Genomic DNA, 16,931 nt, shown 5'->3' with positions numbered 1-16,931 from the left:
ACGTATTGAAGATGCGAGCTTTTTACGCGCTCATCAATTTGTCGAAGATGCAGGCCCAATGGCGCACCCAGTGCAGCCGAAATCATTTATTGAAATTTCAAATTTTTATACCTTAACGATTTATGAGAAAGGTGCCGAAGTTGTTCGGATGATGGCGAACTTGTTAGGTCCAGAGCGATTTCGTCAAGCTACCGATTTATACTTTTCGCGCCATGATGGTCAAGCCGTGACCTGCGAAGATTTCGTACTGGCAATGGAGCAAGCTGCTGATATTGATTTGACGCAATTTCGTCTTTGGTATGATCAGGCGGGTACGCCCACGCTTGAAGTAACTGATGACTATGATGCCGAAGCACAACAATACCACCTGTTTTTTAAGCAACAGATTCCTGCCCTAGATCCCAAGCGAGCACCTCAGGCTATGCACATTCCTGTGCGCATTGCCTTATTAGGTGAGGCTGGTTTTTATCGTTTGCAGTGGGGTGAAGAGCAAGCCATCAGCAGTGATAATACCGAGTTTGTATTTGATATTACCCAATCTGAACAGCAACTAAGCTTCAACAATATTCCCGAGAAGCCAGTTCCCTCCTTGTTGCGAGGTTTTTCTGCACCGATTCATCTTAATTTTGCCTATGACTTTGCAGACATGCTGACCTTGCTTGCCAGAGATGATGATGGCTTTACCCGTTTTAATGCCAGTCAATGCATATTCGAACAGCTGATAAATGCACAGATGCATCAACAAGCATGCGACACTCAGCTGCAACAGTTGGCGGCAACATTTGCGACACTGTTGCACGATGTTGACGATAACGACCCTGCGCTGCTGACGATGTTGATGAGCTTGCCTGCGCAGTCATACTTGCTTGAGCGTTTCAAACCTTGCGACCCTTTAGCCTTACACCATGCCTGTGCTGATATTAAGCGTATGCTTATTCAGCAATTACAACAGAATATGGCTAAGCTTTATCGAGCACTTGAGCAAAGCTTGCAAGACATGCAAGCGGTTTATCAACCATTCGGGCAAGCTATCGGGCTTCGTGCCCTAAAGAACTTTTGCTTATCAAGTTTAGCTTTTATCGAGCATGAAGATGTGCACAGCATGATAGAGCGTCAATATTTTACAGCCAATAATATGACCGATCGCTATGCGGCACTCAATGCCAGTTTGCGACTGCAAAACCACTCGGCCTTAGCGAAGCAGTTATTGGCTGATTTTTATCAGCGTTTTGCGGATGAGAGTTTAGTCGTCAATATGTGGTTCCAAGCGCAGGCCGTGCAAGAGTCTGACAGTGCGCTGATACATATGCAGCAGCTGCTAGAGCACCCAGCCTTTGATTTACAGAATCCGAATAAATGTCGTGCTTTGATTGCAAGTTTTTGTCAGCATAATCATGCTGCATTTCATGCCGTCGACGGCAGTGGTTATCAATTTTTAGCCACGCAAATTATTGCTTTAGACAAGCTTAATCCGCAAATAGCGGCGCGCATGATGTCGCCGCTTAGCCATTGGCGAAAGTATACTGCAAATCATGCAGAGCACATGCGTGCGGCTCTCCAAACCATTGCTGATCAGCCAACGCTGTCGAAAGATGTTTTTGAGGTGGTTAACAAATCTCTGAATAATTCGACCGGTGAATAAAAAACGGCGACTTTTTCAGTTATCATGAGCCGACAAATTGCTGAATATCAGGAAAAATTATGCGGTTACAAGGCATTTCATCACCTATTGTATGGCTTTTGCTTGGCCTGCTGCTTGCTGTTGCTGAGTCGGCATTAGCCGATATTTACCGCTGTCAAACCGAGTCTGGTACCTATCAGTTTCAGCAGGTACCTTGTGCCGATAATCAGATTGTGGGTAATACGGCAGCGCATAAAGCCTGGCAGCAGATGCGTGATCTATCCGATGAAGGCGAGCGCATACTTGAACGCCTAGGTCCCTCGGTTGAGTCGATAAAGCGTTGTAAAAATGATATGCGCCAGTTTCAGGATCAGCTGTTCGACCTGAATACCTTGCTGAAGCAGGTTGATGCGCGTGCTCACCCACAGTTATTTAAGTCTTATGGTTATATTCAAGAATGTGCGGAATGTCGAAGCTCTGCTTTGGCGGCTTGCCAAACGGCTGATCAATTTTTAGATCAAGCGATGATTAACCTTATGCGGATTCAGTAATCGGCTGTCCCCGAATTACGCTACTCAGCTTGGAGCTTAGACTGATTCTGCGTATAATGCCGTTTTTCATATCGTAATGACGGACGGCTTGGAGAGTTTAATGAGCGATTTTAAAAAATATGAATGTGTAATTTGTGGCTTTATCTATGACGAAGAGCAAGGCTGGCCCGATGATGGCATTGAGCCAGGTACAAAATGGGATGATGTACCAGAAGATTGGAGCTGTCCAGATTGCGATATTTCAAAATATGACTTCGAGATGGTTGAAATTTAACCGCCTTGATTTTTGTACAACATCTAATTGTGCATTTAAGTTTTAAAAAAAGCCGCATTAGCGGCTTTTTTTATGCCCCTGAATTTCTGCCACTGAATTTATGCCCGTGAATTTATGCCCCTGATTTTTTTATGCCTCCGGTTTCACGTCGCTGTTTGCGCTGTTACTTCTGTGGTTTATCTATATCGTATGCAAGCTTTAATGCGTATACCCTATATAAAAATTTATCGGCTTTAGCGACCGTGATTATTCTATGCCAGAACTGACACATTTACTTTATCGATACCCCAAGATGACGTTGTTGCTGTCGCTATGCCTGATTATGGTTTTTGCATTCATCGCACGTGATGTCAGGTTGAGCAATAATTTTGCCAGTTTATTTGCGATGGATAATCACAGCAATGACTATCGCCACTTTTATCGTCAACAATTTGGCGCCGATGATGGTGTGCTTATTGCCGTCATTGATGTAAATCAGATCAGCCCCGCACTAACCGCTGAATTGATCAGAGCTACCGAAAAGTTAGAGCTGCAGCCAGAGATTGAACGCGTGATAAGCATAGCTAACAGTTCAATTATGCATAATGATAATGATAGCTTATCGCTTGATCCAGTGTTTTTTAATCAAGATCCTTTGGCTATGCCTGCAGATCAATTTGCAGAAAACGTTCAGCTGCTGCGACAGTCTGCCATTTCTGCAGGGCGTTTGCTTGCGACTGATAAAGAAACATTATTGATTTATGCCCAGCTGCCGATCGATTATGACAGCTTTGCTAAAGTTAAACAGCCGGCTGCAAAGTTCCGGCAGATTATCGAACAAAGTTTTTTACAGCCGCACTTTAGTTCGCATGAACCAAGCTTGTATTTTGCCGGTATTGCGTTTACTCGTATTGGCATTCTTACTCTGATGCGGGCTGATTTATTTCTGTTAGTGCCATTAACAGCCTTGGTATTAGCAATATTATTGTTTTATGTGTATCGCAGTTTTAGCGTGGTTTGGATAAGCCTATTGGCAACGGTATTCTCAATTACTGCGACGCTCGCGGTGATTGGCATTAATAACGATAATATTAATCAGCTAACGGTTACTTTTCCAGTTTTGCTGATGGTGATTGTGGTGGCCAACGGGATTCATTTTTTTCATCGCTATGTGCTTGAGCTACAAAATGGCAAGTCCAAGCCAGATGCGATTCGGATAATGACTGAGCAAGTGTCAAAGGCGACATTATTGTCTTGCCTGACAACCGCGATTGGCTTTTTTGCCTTAATGACCGCTGATATGCCCATTTTACACAGTTTTGGGGTTTACCTAGGGGCAGGTGTGTTGCTCAGTTTTGTAGGCTTAATTGTGATTATTCCGAGTGGTTTGTACTGGCTGCAACCAGAGCTTAATTATCATATGCCATCGTGGCTTGAGCGAGTTAGCCGGCGAAACTATTTTATGTCTGTTGTACAGGCGCTATCGAGTAAACCTTGGCGATTACATGTTTTGCTGATCGCTAGTCTGTTATTGATTAGCAGTGCTTTTATCGCCTCTAAGGCAAGCTATGATTATTATTTAAAGGATATGTTAGATACAGATCACCCGCAAATTAAGGCCGGTGAATTTCTCGACAAGCATCTGTCTGGCGCCTTGCCGCTTGAAATATCACTGTTGGCTAAGCCAGGCGATTTTAAGCGTGCCGATGTTTTGCAGCGTCAACACGCTTTCACTGAGTGGTTGGCGAATGCCGGTATTGATGCTTCTGCACTTTCACTTGCAAGCGTTATTGCTGAGTTAAATCGGGCGATGCTCAATCAGCCCGCTAGCCGTTTTCCCGATTCCGATGCACATATAGCTCAACTGCTGCTGCTACTGGAAAGTAGTGAAGACCAAATTGTATCGCAGCTGGTAGATGCAGAGTTTTCGCATGCGCGAATTAAGGCTAATATTCCTGATGTGGGAGCGGTAGCAGTGATGCAGTTGAAACAGCAAATTGAAACTGCTGGGCAAGCATTTTTCCATGCTGTTGGGGTCGAGGTCACGCTGACCGGTGAGTTGCCAGTTGCCTATGAAGGCATGAATAAGCTAACGGAAGAATTGATTCAGTCGGTGCTAGTGGCTTTGATATTTATTGTGATTACCATTGCCTGCATTTTTCGGGATTGGCGCTTAGTGCTGGCAGGGATTTTTCCAAACATTTTACCGATAGTGATGGGCATGGCCTTATACAGTTTAAGTGGACAGGGCATCAACCCTTTACCAGGTATTGCGTTTTGCATTGCGATTGGCATTGCGGTTGATGATACGGTGCATTTGTTTGCCCGCTATAATGAAGAACTCCAGCGTAAGCAAACTCGTCAGCAGGCCGCCGTGGCAGCGGTACAGGCGGTAAAAGGGGCATTATTTTGTTCTAGCTGTATCTTGTCGATAGGCTTTTTATTATTTTTGCTCTCGGGCTTTACTTGGAACCGTGATCTAGGCCTGCTGGGTGCCTTCTTAATTGTTAGTGCGTTGTGGGCAGATTTGCTGATAACGCCACCGATACTGGCTATGGCTTCTGATGATCAAGCTGACAATTGCACTGGCAGCGCCTGACGTCAAGCCTGGCTTCAGTTATAATAGCGGGATTTATACAACCCCAAATACTAAGATAATCAACTATGACCGCTACGCGTTATTTAACAGGCATTACGACCACGGGCACGCCGCACCTTGGTAATTATGTTGGTGCTATTCGACCGGCTATTGAAGCCAGTAAAAATGATGACTTTGAATCGTTTTACTTTCTTGCTGACTACCACGCCTTAGTAAAGTGCCATGACCCGGCTATGATCCAGCAGTCAACCCGCGAGATCGCCGCAACCTGGATGGCCTTGGGGCTTGATACCGATAAGGCAGTGTTCTATCGGCAGTCGGACATTCGCGAAATTCCAGAGCTATGTTGGATTTTGACCTGTATGGCTGCGAAAGGCTTGATGAATCGCGCGCATGCCTATAAGGCGGCAGTACAAGAGAATATTGCTACTGGCGATAGCGACCCCGATAAGGGCATAACGATGGGTTTGTTTTCATATCCGGTATTGATGGCCGCTGATATTTTAATGTTTCAGGGGCAAAAAATTCCGGTAGGTAAGGATCAAATTCAACATATTGAGATGGCGCGCGATATTGCTGCTCGCTTTAATCACCACTTTGGCGAAACATTTGTACTGCCCGAAGCCGTGGTGAGTGAGGATGTTAAAGTATTGAGCGGTCTTGATGGACGCAAGATGTCAAAAAGCTATGGCAATACGATTCCGCTGTTTCAAACATCGAAAAAAATGCAAAAATCGCTGAATAAAATTAAAACCAATTTACTTGAGCCGGGCGAAGCAAAAGATCCCAATGATTCGACGGTATTTGAGGTTTGGCAGGCGTTTGCTGACCAAGATCAGCGTGATTATATGCGGCAACAGTTTGCACAGGGTATCGCCTGGGGGCAAGCTAAAAAGGAGTTGCATGCACTTATTGAGGCGCAACTGGGCGCTGCCCGCGACCGCTATTTTGAGCTACTGGAGAATATTGACCAGGTCGAGCAAGTGCTGCAAGCCGGTGCCACCAAGGCACGTCAGCACGCGCAGCCACTAATGCAGCAAGTACGGCAAGCTGTTGGTCTATCATCGCTGCAGCAGGATTAACCGCAGCGTTAACAGAGATAGCTAACTAACACGCATAAAGTGATCCGGCTGAATTGGATAGTTGCGTATAATACATATATCTGTTGATAGGGATATAATCATGGAGACGAGCTTAGCTTTACTCGATTCTGGTTTGCATTTTATCGGTATTGGGGCAAATTTATTTGCCTTTATCTTGTTTTGCATAGCCTGTTATGTGTTTTATATCTACCTGGTTGATCGTTTCCAGACCACGCATACGATTCGTCGCAACTACCCCATTATTGGACGCTTTCGCTACCTATTTGAACACATAGGTGAATTTTTTCGGCAGTACTTCTTTGCTATGGATCGCGAGGAGCTTCCCTTTAATCGAGCCGAACGTGCCTGGGTCTATCGCGCGGCAAAAAATGTTGACCGCACCATCGCTTTTGGTTCAACCCGAAATCTTAGCCCTGCCGGCGAGGTATTATTTCTTAACAGCCCTTTTCCAATTCAGGCTACCAATGCGCGCTTTCATTCTGCGGTGTTTATCGGAGAGAAATACGTAAAACACCCCTACAAGGCAGAATCGATTTTTAATATTTCAGGCATGAGCTATGGCGCTTTATCAACCCCTGCGATTCGCGCTTTAGCAAGCGGCGCAAAGCAAGCTGGAATATGGATGAACACTGGTGAGGGCGGCGTCACACCTTACCATTTGAGAGCTGGCTGTGATCTGGTGTGTCAAATTGGCACGGCTAAATATGGCTATCGTGATCAAGCGGGTAATTTAGATCCGCAAAAACTCGCCAAAGTTGCCGCTTATCAACAGGTAAAGATGTTCGAGATTAAGCTGTCTCAAGGGGCTAAGCCGGGTAAAGGAGGCGTATTGCCNGCTGAAAAAGTAACCGCTGAAATTGCTAAAGTNAGAGGCATCGAACAAGGCGTAGCATCTATCAGCCCCAATGCTCATCCTGAAATTCATAATGTTGAAGACTTATTGACGTTTATAAACCAGGTTCGCGAGATTGCGCAAAAGCCAGTTGGTATCAAGTTTGTGTTAGGTTCAAGCCAATGGCTAGATGATTTATGCCAAGCTATTATGCAGCAAGGAGAACATCGCGCGCCTGATTTTGTCACCATTGACAGTGCTGACGGTGGCACAGGTGCAGCACCACAAACCTTGATGGACTATGTTGGTTTGCCGCTGAATCAATCTTTACCAATAGTGATCGATAAATTTACGGAATATGGCCTGAGGCAGCGTATTAAGGTGATCTGCTCGGGTAAAATGATTACCCCTTCTGGTGTAGCCTGGGCGATGTGTATGGGTGCTGATTTTGTGGTCTCAGCACGCGGCTTTATGTTTGCGCTAGGCTGTATACAGGCATTGCAGTGTAATAAAAATACCTGTCCTACAGGCATCACTACGCATGACAAAAAGTTGCAGCGGGGTTTAATTTGGCAGGAAAAAGCCTTGCGCATCAAACAGTATGTGGAAAATTTAGAAAAAGAGTTGGAGATGGTTGCGCATGCCTGCGGTGTAGAAAACCCCAGACATTTAAATCGCTCACATGCCAGAATCGTGCTAGATACTCGAAATTCCATGCCATTGGCCGACTTATACCCGGATGTTCCGGTGCGCGAAGAACGGATCAAAATTGTAGATACCTAGCCTAAGCCAACTACCACGGCCATGAGCGAAAATGTCAATGATTTAAGCAAATTATGCCTAGGCTCTTGCCTTAAATCAGTTACAATAATCGGCTGATTACAACAATAAATGCTTACACAATAGGATTTCGTCATGGCTAAACCTGTTATCGACGCGGGCTTTTCTGCCCAAACTTATACATTTGCTGGTAAAGATGTCCCTTGGTTAATGAAGAAACGCGCTGAAGAATCAGCCGATAAAACGTTTTTAATCTGGGAGCCAAAAGATGGAACGGCTGACTCCAGCCCCAAAAGCTGGACTTACGCCGAATTTTGGGCAGATATCAACAAGGTTGCTTGTGGCTTGATCGCAGAGGGTGTGAAGAAAGGCGATAAAGTGTTAATTCACTCAGAGAATAGCCCTGAGATGATGATCGCGTGGTATGCCTCAGCATTGATTGGCTCGGTTGGTGTTACAACAAATACCCGTTGTATCGGTGATGAGCTGACGTATTTTGCAGAACATTCTGAGGCTGTCATTTGTATTACCCAGCCTAAACTATTATCCGAGCTCACCGCGAATGTCAGTACGATTAACACCTATATAGTTACCGCAGACAATTCAGGTGATGCACCCTCAGAGGAAGAGCAGGCGGCAGCATCTGCGCATAAAACTTTTGCCTCATTAATGGCGCATGGCGACACTGCGCCAGAACGCCCTGCTGAGCCGATGTTGCCGGTCGGTATACAGTATACCTCGGGCACAACCTCGCGACCTAAGGCAGTTGTTCACACCCACGCTAACACATTGTGGGGTGGAATGATGGGCAGCGAAAACTTAGGCATCGACAGCAGCGATACCTACCTATGTTTCCTTCCTTGTTTCCATGTTAATGCGCAAAGCTGGACATTTTGGACGATGACCTGGGCCGGTGGTACCGTTGTGCTGCAGCCAAAATTTTCTGCCAGTCGTTTTTGGGAGGTGTCGGTCAAGCACCAGTGTACCCGTGCTTCTATGATCCCATTTTGTTTCAAGGCGATTGGTGCACAAGAAATTCCAGAACATGCATATAAGAGCTGGTCTACCGGCGTGAAGCTGCATAATGTGGAAAACTATTGGAAAGTGCCAACCTTTGCGACCTGGGGTATGACAGAAACTGTTACACATGCGACACGCTCTTTTATCGATAAAGACTGCCCAGAGATGAATATTGGTATTCCTACACCGGGTTATGAATTTGCGATTATTGACCCAGAAACTGGTAAGCCATGTGAAGTCGGTGTGAATGGTGATCTGTGGATCCGTGGCGTACGCGGTATCAACTTATTCTATGAATATTATAAAAACCCTGAGGCGATGGAGAAGTCATTCAATGAAGATGGCTGGTTTGAAACCGGCGATCAAATTCGTCTGGGTGAAGATGGTTACCTCTATTTCGCCGATCGCGATAAAGACGTCTTAAAAGTTGGCGGTGAAAACGTTTCGGCAAGACAGATTGAAGAACATATTGGTGAAACCTTAGGGATGGGCGTGCTTGAAGAGCATGCCGTAGTAGCGCAAAAGCACGATATGTTAGATGAAGTACCTGTGGTATTTGCGATTAAATCGATGTGGACAGATAAGTCTGAAGATGAGATCCGCGATTTAATTGTTCAAGGCTGCATGAAACTGGCAGATTTTAAACGACCTAAGTCAATATATTTTGTTGATGAAATGCCGCGCGCTACGCTTGAGAAAGTGGCTAAAAATAAGCTTCGTGAAATGGCCGATGAGCTTGCCGATAAAGAGAAGGCTGAAGCCTGATCATTATCCTAGTAAACGACAAAGCCGGTGCCATGCACCGGCTTTTTTTTCGATTCTTTATCTCTGTTTATCGTTTGAAGGTTTGATAATTGGCAGTGCTAAGACAGAGGTTAGACAGTTGCTGAACATGTGCTGAACAGATGCTTGCTTTTTAATTTCTGCGATAGCTCGTTGGCGTTTTAATCTATACGTGTCTAACTGGGCGAAGAGGGGCTAACGCCTGTAATAACATCAAGCTGATTTTTTAAACAAATCTCAAGTTTTTTCAGGGTAAGCGGTTTCAGTAATAATTCATCCATGCCGCTATCAAAACAAGCTTTTAATTGTTCGTGTAAGGTGTGTGCAGTCAAGGCAATAATATGGCTGGCCTTTTGCTGCCGTTCTTGCTCAATATTTCGGATCGCGCGTGTTGCCTCAAATCCATCCATAATCGGCATTTCGCAGTCCATCAGAATAACGTGAAAATTGTCTTCTGTATGCTCAACCGTATTCACAGCGTCGAGACCATTTTGGCAATATTGAGCATTGATGTGTAATTTCTTTAGCATCTGTTCAATCACAAAACTATTCGTTGAATTATCTTCTACCACTAAAATATGCAGTTGCTGAAGATTGGCTAGCGTCGCTTGCTTAGTTTCAAAGTTTGGTGTTTTTGCTGCCGCATTATCGCGGCAATAGGGAAGTGAGAAGCTGATGCGAGTGCCAAAATTGATTTGCGATTCTAGTTCTATGCTACCTTGCATTAGCTCGATCAGCTCTCGACAAATGCTTAAGCCTAATCCAGTTGACGCTTGTGTATTGAGATTGTTATTACTTGCTTGTTCGAAAGGTTGAAACAGCCGCAATTGATCTTCTGCATTGATGCCCTTGCCGGTATCGCTAACAGTAAATAGCAAATTGTCTTGCTTAATAATCACATGAATATCTATTTGTCCGGCTTCGGTAAATTTGACAGCATTAGAAATTAAGTTAGTTAATATCTGCCGCAAGCGTAACTGATCTTGGTAAATCGTGGCAGGTATATCAGGGCTTATACTAACAGTTAAGGTAATTGCTTTTTGATTGCACTCCAATACGAACAGCTCTTTGATATCATCAATAAGCTTTCTTAGGTCGAAGTGTTTTTGCTTGATGGTAAGTTTGCCGGCCTCTAGTTTAGAGTAATCTAGAATATCATTCATGATTTTTTCCAGCGATAAGGCACTGTTATGAATAGTCTCTAGCATTGGCATATGTTTTTGCATGCTGTGATCTTTAAGCAGTAAATCGCTTATGCCAATGATGCCATTCATTGGCGTGCGTATTTCATGCGACATGCGCGCTAAAAATCTCGACTGCGCTTCTGACTTTGCTTGCATGGTGTTTTCTTTGATTCTTAAGCGTGTTATGTAAGTACCCAAGGCCATCGATAGCAAAATGATTTCGATTAAATGCGCAGCTTGAAGAAACTTGTAAGGTGAGAAGCTGAATATAGGGATTACCATCTCATGTATTAGCGTTAAAAATAAGGCGACAATCAAAATACTCCATGCGGCAGTATAAATAATTGCTTCATTAGATTTGCTTTTAATGCTGATGTAAATCGCGGCAAATAGTGCTAAGAGATTGATAGGAATCGCCAACGCGCCCACTATTCTTACCAAGGTATAAGTTGGATCATGCGGCAGTAATAATAAAAATACAGTCAAGCAGGCGACCGCATAGACGATCCACTTAAGCCAAGTATAAATGTTAGATGTATTAGCCTTAAGATTTAAAAATTGCATACTGAAAATTGCATTAAAGGCAACCATCAGTGAAATGCTCAAATCGGTCGCTTTTGCATTGATGCTTGGGAAATTTGGCCAGATATACTGAAACGCCCAGCCTTCAATATGCAGAAACATTGTGAACGTTGAACAAACAAATAAACTATAAAATAAATAGGCACGTTCACGGCTAATGACAAAGATGAAAATATTGTAAAAAGCTAGCGCAAAGACTGAACCGAGATAGAACATATCCCACATATCATCAAATTGGCTTTGCTGAAAAAATGCGCTCTGCTGCCATAGCGAACTTAATTTGGCCAAGTCAAGGCTGCCCGACTCTGTACCCGATATAATGATGTCTAGCTCGGTTTCTGCAGCAATTGCGATGGGGATCAGGAATCGTCGATGATTAAAAATGCGCGCATTAAAAGGGTAGTTTTTACCCAGCGTGATATGTTCTAGCAGTTCGTTATTGGCAAAGAGGTAAACATCAAAGCGACCGATTCGCGCATTGTTTTGCACAAACAGCAACTCTTGTGGAAATTTAGAAGGGTTGAGGATAGAAGCTTTCAACCAAATATGGTTTTCAAAATTATCAAAGTCTTGATAATTTTCAGTATTGACCTTTTGCCAGTCTGAGCTGCGGCGTAACTGATCAGCTACCTCAATCGCGCTATTCGCATGCTGTGCGGTGTTTGGAAACTTTAAAAAGTGAAAAAAATCACCCAGTGCAATGCTTTGCTGCTCGAAATTATCGGGTAGGATTAAAGCGGTGGCATCAGAATCAGTCTGAGTGATAGGTGTAGCAATAGTATCAACACTGCCAATCAGTATTGTACACAACAGTAATACTCTAATTATTCCTGATTGAACATCCATGCTTTGCCGGTTAATCCACATATTTTTATTATAGTTTAACGCTTAGTTGAAAGAGCTTAGCGACAACTCCCTGTCAGCGCCAATAAGTTTGTTATTTTATTATTTAGCCTTAAGGCATTAAGGTAGATGCGTTAAGGCTAGACAGAAGCGAGCTAAAACAAGGCCGCTTTACGCCGCTTTTAAGCGGCTTTGCTATTGAGAAAATCTATCTCTTTTTGCGTGCCTTCTTGGCAATTGGATTTAATAAATTTTTCTACTTTACCGCCAATCATCGGTATCTTAGCTTTCACCTTAAACTCAATCGCATAAATGCTGCCAGTTTCGCTAGGGGTAAGTGAAATAATCGTGTTGATCTCAACCGGCTGACCTTCAACCGTATAGCTACCTTTGCAATGCCAGATGTCATCATCTTGTTGCCAAGCTTCTTCCATACTGAGCTGTTGTTTTGGATCAAAAATTTTGGCAAGGAAAGACGGTAGCTCTCGGGTTACGAGTCGGTTCATGCTGACATATAAAGTGCCCTCATCGTCTTCAGCAACTTCAGCATCGGCACTCATTTCACCGATCGCAATAGAACGCTCTACTAAAAAGTCCGGGTCAGTTAGATACTCGATAGCCTCGTTGACAGGCAATGTGACAGGATATTCAATACGCATAAAGTCCTCTATATCGTCTTATTATTAAAGCGATATTATGCGAGCTGCTGCTTAGTCGAGTAAAGTTTTTATTGCGGGCCAAACCGTGTTTAAGATAATCGGTTGTGCTTCGGCGGTCGGATGGATGCCGTCGGCTTGGTTGAGTGCGGCTTTTCCAGCGACGCCATCTAAGAAAAATGGAATTAACGGCACATCAAATGCCTGGCTCACTTTGACAAAGCTTTGATGAAAAGCTTGGGTATAGCGTTTACCGTAATTGGGTGGAATATGCATACCGAGAAGTAAAACTTTAATATTGCGATTTTGTGCCTGCTGAATGATAAAGCTGAGATTGTCTCGCATCTCGCTGAGGGATTGTCCTCGTAAACCATCATTTGCGCCTAGCTCGATAATCAGCCATGTGACTGCATGTCGATCAAGTAGTGAAGTTATACGAGTGGCTCCGCCAAGGCTAGTTTCGCCTGAGATGCTGGCATTAATAATTTTCACCGAGGAATTTTTTTGTGCAAGACGTTGTTGCAACAGCGCTGGCCATTCCTCACCTTCTAAGAGCCCGAAGCCTGCGCTTAGGCTATCACCAAGAATAAGCAGGCCTTGCTCTGGTTGTGATTCAACGTCAGCCCAGCTGAAGCCTAATTGCGTGAATAGGCAGATAAAAATAGTAGCCCTAAGATAGTGAGAGAAATTATGTGTTTTAGTGCGACTTTTCATGATTCTCGGTGAACCTTTTGCCTTATATATAACGTTATACTTTGATACGTTTATCTGTGTTAAATTGTATTGATCAATCTATTGAAAGGCTATCAATGATAAAGTTGAATAATGTGTCATATCAAGTTGCAATGGCACATGAATCGTTAAGCATTTTAGAAAATATCAGTTTAGATATTCAGCAAGCAGAATCTGTTGCGATTGTCGGTGCCTCGGGCTCCGGAAAAACCACATTGCTGGGTTTGCTTGCAGGCTTAGATACACCATCAAGTGGCTCAATTACAGTTGCCGGTGCTGAAATCTCAAGCCTTGATGAGGACCAGCGAGCAGCATTCAGAGCGAAGCATGTTGGTATTATTTTTCAATCATTTCATTTACTGCCAGCACTAACCGCGCTTGAAAATGTGATTTTGCCGATTGAACTAGCGGGTAAACGAGACAGCGAGAGCCAAGCGATCACATTACTAGAGCAGGTAGGTCTTTCGCACCGGCTGCACCACAAGCCAGCAGAATTATCCGGCGGTGAACAGCAGCGGGTTGCAATTGCGAGGGCTTTCGCGGCACAGGCAGATATCCTTTTCGCTGATGAGCCGACTGGCAATTTAGATCAGCAAACTGGAGAGCAAATTATCGATTTGCTATTCGATATAAATAAAAAACAAGCAACGACCCTGGTGTTAGTTACCCACGATCTGGAGTTGGCTGCACGCTGTGATAGACAGCTAGTGTTGAGTCACGGTGGCCTTGTTGAGCAAGCTCCCTCGATCAGTAGGCAAGCCGTCTGATGACGCTGCGTTTAGCTTGGCGCTGGCTTAAAACCGATTGTCGTACGGCAGAATTCCGCTTATTGGCGCTTGCGCTGTGGCTATCGACCAGTTTGATTATTGGCCTATCGGGCTTTATGGACAAGGTTCAGATAATGCTGGTGGGTCAAAGCAGCGAGTTTTTAGCTGCTGATCGCGTGTTATCGTCACCCCGAGCAATTGATGAGGCTTGGTTGTTAGAAGCCAAAGCGATGCAGCTATCGCAAGCGCGAAGTGTCTCGTTTCAATCTATGCTGTATGCCGATGACGAGCCATTATTGGTTTCGGTTAAAGCCGCGGATTTGGCATACCCGTTAAAAGGTAAATTGCAGTATCGCGATAGCCTTTATGATGAAGTAAAAACCACGTCTACTGGTCCTGAACTGGGGCATATATGGGTCAGCGCTAGGCTACTGGTGCAAATGAATCTGAGCGTCGGGGATCAGGTTGAAATTGGCGATGCACGTTTTACTATTGCTAAGGAGCTAGTGTCTGAGCCCGATCGAGGCGCCGGTGCCTTTTCTCTAGGCCCTAGGGTGTTAATGCGTTATGAAGATGTAGCAAAAACCGAAGTGATTCAATTTGGTAGCCGCTTACGCTATCGCTATATGTTTTCAGGTCAGCGTGAATCACTGCAACAGTATGCAGATTATCTTCAGCCCTTAATGACCGATAGCCATAAATGGATTGACTTAGAGACCAGCCAGCCAAGTATTGCGATTGCGCTACAGCGCGGTAAAAACTTCTTTTATTTGGCAAGCAGTATAGTCATCGTATTTGCGGCAATCGCCATTGCCATGTCCAGCCTGCGCTATACCAGTAGCCACACTAAGCATGTTGCCGTGCTTAAGAGTTTAGGTGCTTCACGTGCTCGCATTATTGGTCTTATGGTGTCGATTATCGTCATGGTGTTTCTGCTTGTTGGCCTTTTGGGTAGTGTAACAGGCCATTGGCTGCAGCAGAGCTTGTTACAGTTTATGTCGCGTGAAATGCAATTGCCGATTCCGGTGACAAGCTCAGCAGAGACGCTCAAGCCCTTCATGATTGGTTTATTTTGCTGTGGCTTTGCCTTGCTGAGTTTTTTATTGCCGGCGATGTACCGATTGAGTTTTACCCCTGCAAAAGCGGTGTTTATGCAATCTGCCTCTGGTGAGATTCAGCTCATGGCTTCCTCATTATGGCTGTCAGCGATCGGGCTGGCGGGTTTAATTGCAAGTTATACACAAAGCGTGTTGTTGGCGGTGATTTTGATTGCTGCGGTGGCGCTGATTGTCGGTTTATTGGTGCTGCCCGCGACTTGGCTATTTGCGCGTTTATCAAAATTGCCGCTCAGGGCGGCGACGGTTTGGCAGCTTGCCATTAGTCAGTTATCACGCAGGCTTTGGGTGAATACCTTTTTAACAGGGGTATTCTCGCTCTGTTTAACTTTGTTGTTCATTTTATTTGCTTTGCAAACTGCCTTGTTCGAACAATGGCAAAAACAGTTGCCAGCCGAGACCCCGAATTTTTTTCTGCTCAACATCAAATCGCACCAATTTGAGCAAGTCGATGCGTATCTGGCAGCGGAAGATTTTCAGGCCGAGGGTATCTACCCTATGGTGCGAGGGCGCTTAGTGGCGATTAATCAGCAGTCGGTGAGGGACTTAGTCAGTAAAGAAGCGTTAAAGCGGGCCGGTGCCGATAGAGAATTAAACCTATCATGGTCAGCATCAATGCCAAGTGATAATGAATTGCTGGCAGGCGAGTGGTGGGATACCAGTCAATCGCAGCCAGTTTCGGTTGAGTCAGAATTAGCACAAAAGCTTGGTATTCAGCTAGGCGACGTGCTGACGTTTCAGGTAGCTGCTGAGCGCTTTCAGGCCAGCGTAACGAGCCTGCGTAAAGTTGAGTGGGATAGAATGCGGCCAAATTTCTATATGCTGTTTCCACAGTCAACATTAGAACCGTTTGATAAAACCTTTATGACCAGTTTTTATTTGCCGTCAGAGCGGCATCAAGAGGTGGTGCAATTATTAAACCGTTTCCCTAATTTGGTGTTGATTGATGTTGATCATATGATTCAGCAGATTCAATCCATTGTGGCGCAGGTATCGTTTGGCTTGAAATGGGTAGTGCTGCTGGTATTTCTGGCCAGTTTGCTAGTCTTATTGGCGACCGTGCAATCATCAATGTCTGAGCGCTTACATGAAAATGCCTTATTGCGCGCGATTGGTGCTTCAAAATCGAGAATTCGTGGAGCGCTCGCAATTGAGTTTTTACTGCTTGGCGGCGTGGGTGGTTTACTCGCAGTGATTGTTGGTCAGCTATTGATCTTGTTGCTGCAGTCTCAGTTATTGAATTTGCCGAGCAGTTTACAGCCTGAGCTATGGCTGCTGCCAATTGCCTTAGGGGCCAGTTTGGTGACCATAGTTGGGCTTTGGTCTACGCAGAAAGTCGTGACTCAGTCGCCAAGCCGACTTTTAAAAGTATTTTAAAGGCATTTTAAAGGTATTTAGCTTTTTGTTAGCTCGGCAATGAGAGAAAATTTAAGCAATAAAAAAGGCAGCGAGGCTGCCTTTTTTAATAACTACATTACTGAATAGCTTAAAATCTGAAAAAATTGGCGAT

Annotated in this window: 12 protein-coding genes; 9 read left to right on the top strand and 3 right to left on the bottom strand. The window is 44.5% G+C overall.

The window, feature by feature from the left end; translation table 11 throughout:
- The 7 genes from HRU21_05200 to HRU21_05170 all read left to right on the top strand — a co-directional run.
- A partial coding sequence (locus tag HRU21_05200) for a DUF3458 domain-containing protein (protein ID NRA41691.1) occupies positions 1–1,642 on the top strand: 1,642 nt, incomplete at its 5' end.
- A 59-nt stretch (positions 1,643–1,701) separates the two neighbouring features.
- Positions 1,702–2,172 carry a hypothetical protein gene (locus tag HRU21_05195; protein NRA41690.1) on the top strand — a complete coding sequence of 157 codons (471 nt, stop codon included), beginning with the start codon at positions 1,702–1,704 and terminating at the stop codon, positions 2,170–2,172.
- A gap of 100 nt (positions 2,173–2,272) precedes the next feature.
- Positions 2,273–2,446: a rubredoxin gene (locus HRU21_05190; protein ID NRA41689.1), complete on the top strand. Its 174-nt coding sequence runs from the start codon at positions 2,273–2,275 to the stop codon at positions 2,444–2,446.
- 253 nt (positions 2,447–2,699) lie between these two features.
- The gene (locus tag HRU21_05185; protein ID NRA41688.1) at positions 2,700–5,024 is read left to right on the top strand and encodes an MMPL family transporter; all 2,325 of its coding nucleotides are present in this window, start codon (positions 2,700–2,702) and stop codon (positions 5,022–5,024) included.
- A 65-nt stretch (positions 5,025–5,089) separates the two neighbouring features.
- Positions 5,090–6,106 carry a tryptophan--tRNA ligase gene (gene trpS / locus HRU21_05180; protein ID NRA41687.1) on the top strand — a complete coding sequence of 339 codons (1,017 nt, stop codon included), beginning with the start codon at positions 5,090–5,092 and terminating at the stop codon, positions 6,104–6,106.
- Between the two features lie 100 nt (positions 6,107–6,206).
- Positions 6,207–7,742 (top strand): FMN-binding glutamate synthase family protein, encoded by a 1,536-nt coding sequence (locus HRU21_05175; protein NRA41686.1) that lies wholly within the window; start codon positions 6,207–6,209, stop codon positions 7,740–7,742.
- A gap of 132 nt (positions 7,743–7,874) precedes the next feature.
- Entirely contained in the window at positions 7,875–9,524 is a 1,650-nt protein-coding gene (locus HRU21_05170; GenBank protein NRA41685.1) for an AMP-binding protein, read from the top strand.
- Between the two features lie 194 nt (positions 9,525–9,718).
- Here HRU21_05170 and HRU21_05165 read toward each other — a convergent pair whose 3' ends face one another.
- The 3 genes from HRU21_05165 to HRU21_05155 form a co-directional block, all read right to left on the bottom strand.
- The gene (locus HRU21_05165; protein NRA41684.1) at positions 9,719–12,154 is read right to left on the bottom strand and encodes a response regulator; all 2,436 of its coding nucleotides are present in this window, start codon (positions 12,152–12,154) and stop codon (positions 9,719–9,721) included.
- A 179-nt stretch (positions 12,155–12,333) separates the two neighbouring features.
- Positions 12,334–12,810, bottom strand: coding sequence for a DUF2505 domain-containing protein (locus tag HRU21_05160; protein ID NRA41683.1), 477 nt, complete (start codon positions 12,808–12,810; stop codon positions 12,334–12,336).
- A 51-nt stretch (positions 12,811–12,861) separates the two neighbouring features.
- Complete coding sequence (locus tag HRU21_05155) at positions 12,862–13,521, bottom strand: arylesterase (GenBank protein ID NRA41682.1); 660 nt, start codon at positions 13,519–13,521, stop codon at positions 12,862–12,864.
- A 95-nt stretch (positions 13,522–13,616) separates the two neighbouring features.
- Here HRU21_05155 and HRU21_05150 point away from each other — a divergent pair, with 95 nt between their 5' ends.
- Positions 13,617–14,306 carry an ATP-binding cassette domain-containing protein gene (locus HRU21_05150; protein ID NRA41681.1) on the top strand — a complete coding sequence of 230 codons (690 nt, stop codon included), beginning with the start codon at positions 13,617–13,619 and terminating at the stop codon, positions 14,304–14,306.
- Entirely contained in the window at positions 14,306–16,798 is a 2,493-nt protein-coding gene (locus tag HRU21_05145) for an FtsX-like permease family protein (GenBank protein NRA41680.1), read from the top strand. The genes HRU21_05150 and HRU21_05145 overlap by 1 nt, the downstream gene beginning before the upstream one ends.
- Positions 16,799–16,931: the final 133 nt, after the last annotated feature.

The organism is Pseudomonadales bacterium (assembly GCA_013215025.1).
In the GTDB taxonomy this organism is placed as follows: domain Bacteria; phylum Pseudomonadota; class Gammaproteobacteria; order Pseudomonadales; family DT-91; genus DT-91.
This window is presented reverse-complemented; position numbering and strand designations above follow the sequence as displayed.

Coding starts and splice junctions, on each gene's coding strand:
- HRU21_05160 (NRA41683.1), bottom strand. CDS start 12,810: ATGCGTATTGAATATCCTGTCACATTGCCTGTCAACGAGGCTATCGAG.
- HRU21_05190 (NRA41689.1), top strand. CDS start 2,273: ATGAGCGATTTTAAAAAATATGAATGTGTAATTTGTGGCTTTATCTAT.
- HRU21_05155 (NRA41682.1), bottom strand. CDS start 13,521: ATGAAAAGTCGCACTAAAACACATAATTTCTCTCACTATCTTAGGGCT.
- HRU21_05185 (NRA41688.1), top strand. CDS start 2,700: ATGCCAGAACTGACACATTTACTTTATCGATACCCCAAGATGACGTTG.
- HRU21_05195 (NRA41690.1), top strand. CDS start 1,702: ATGCGGTTACAAGGCATTTCATCACCTATTGTATGGCTTTTGCTTGGC.
- trpS (NRA41687.1), top strand. CDS start 5,090: ATGACCGCTACGCGTTATTTAACAGGCATTACGACCACGGGCACGCCG.
- HRU21_05165 (NRA41684.1), bottom strand. CDS start 12,154: ATGGATGTTCAATCAGGAATAATTAGAGTATTACTGTTGTGTACAATA.
- HRU21_05145 (NRA41680.1), top strand. CDS start 14,306: ATGACGCTGCGTTTAGCTTGGCGCTGGCTTAAAACCGATTGTCGTACG.
- HRU21_05150 (NRA41681.1), top strand. CDS start 13,617: ATGATAAAGTTGAATAATGTGTCATATCAAGTTGCAATGGCACATGAA.
- HRU21_05170 (NRA41685.1), top strand. CDS start 7,875: ATGGCTAAACCTGTTATCGACGCGGGCTTTTCTGCCCAAACTTATACA.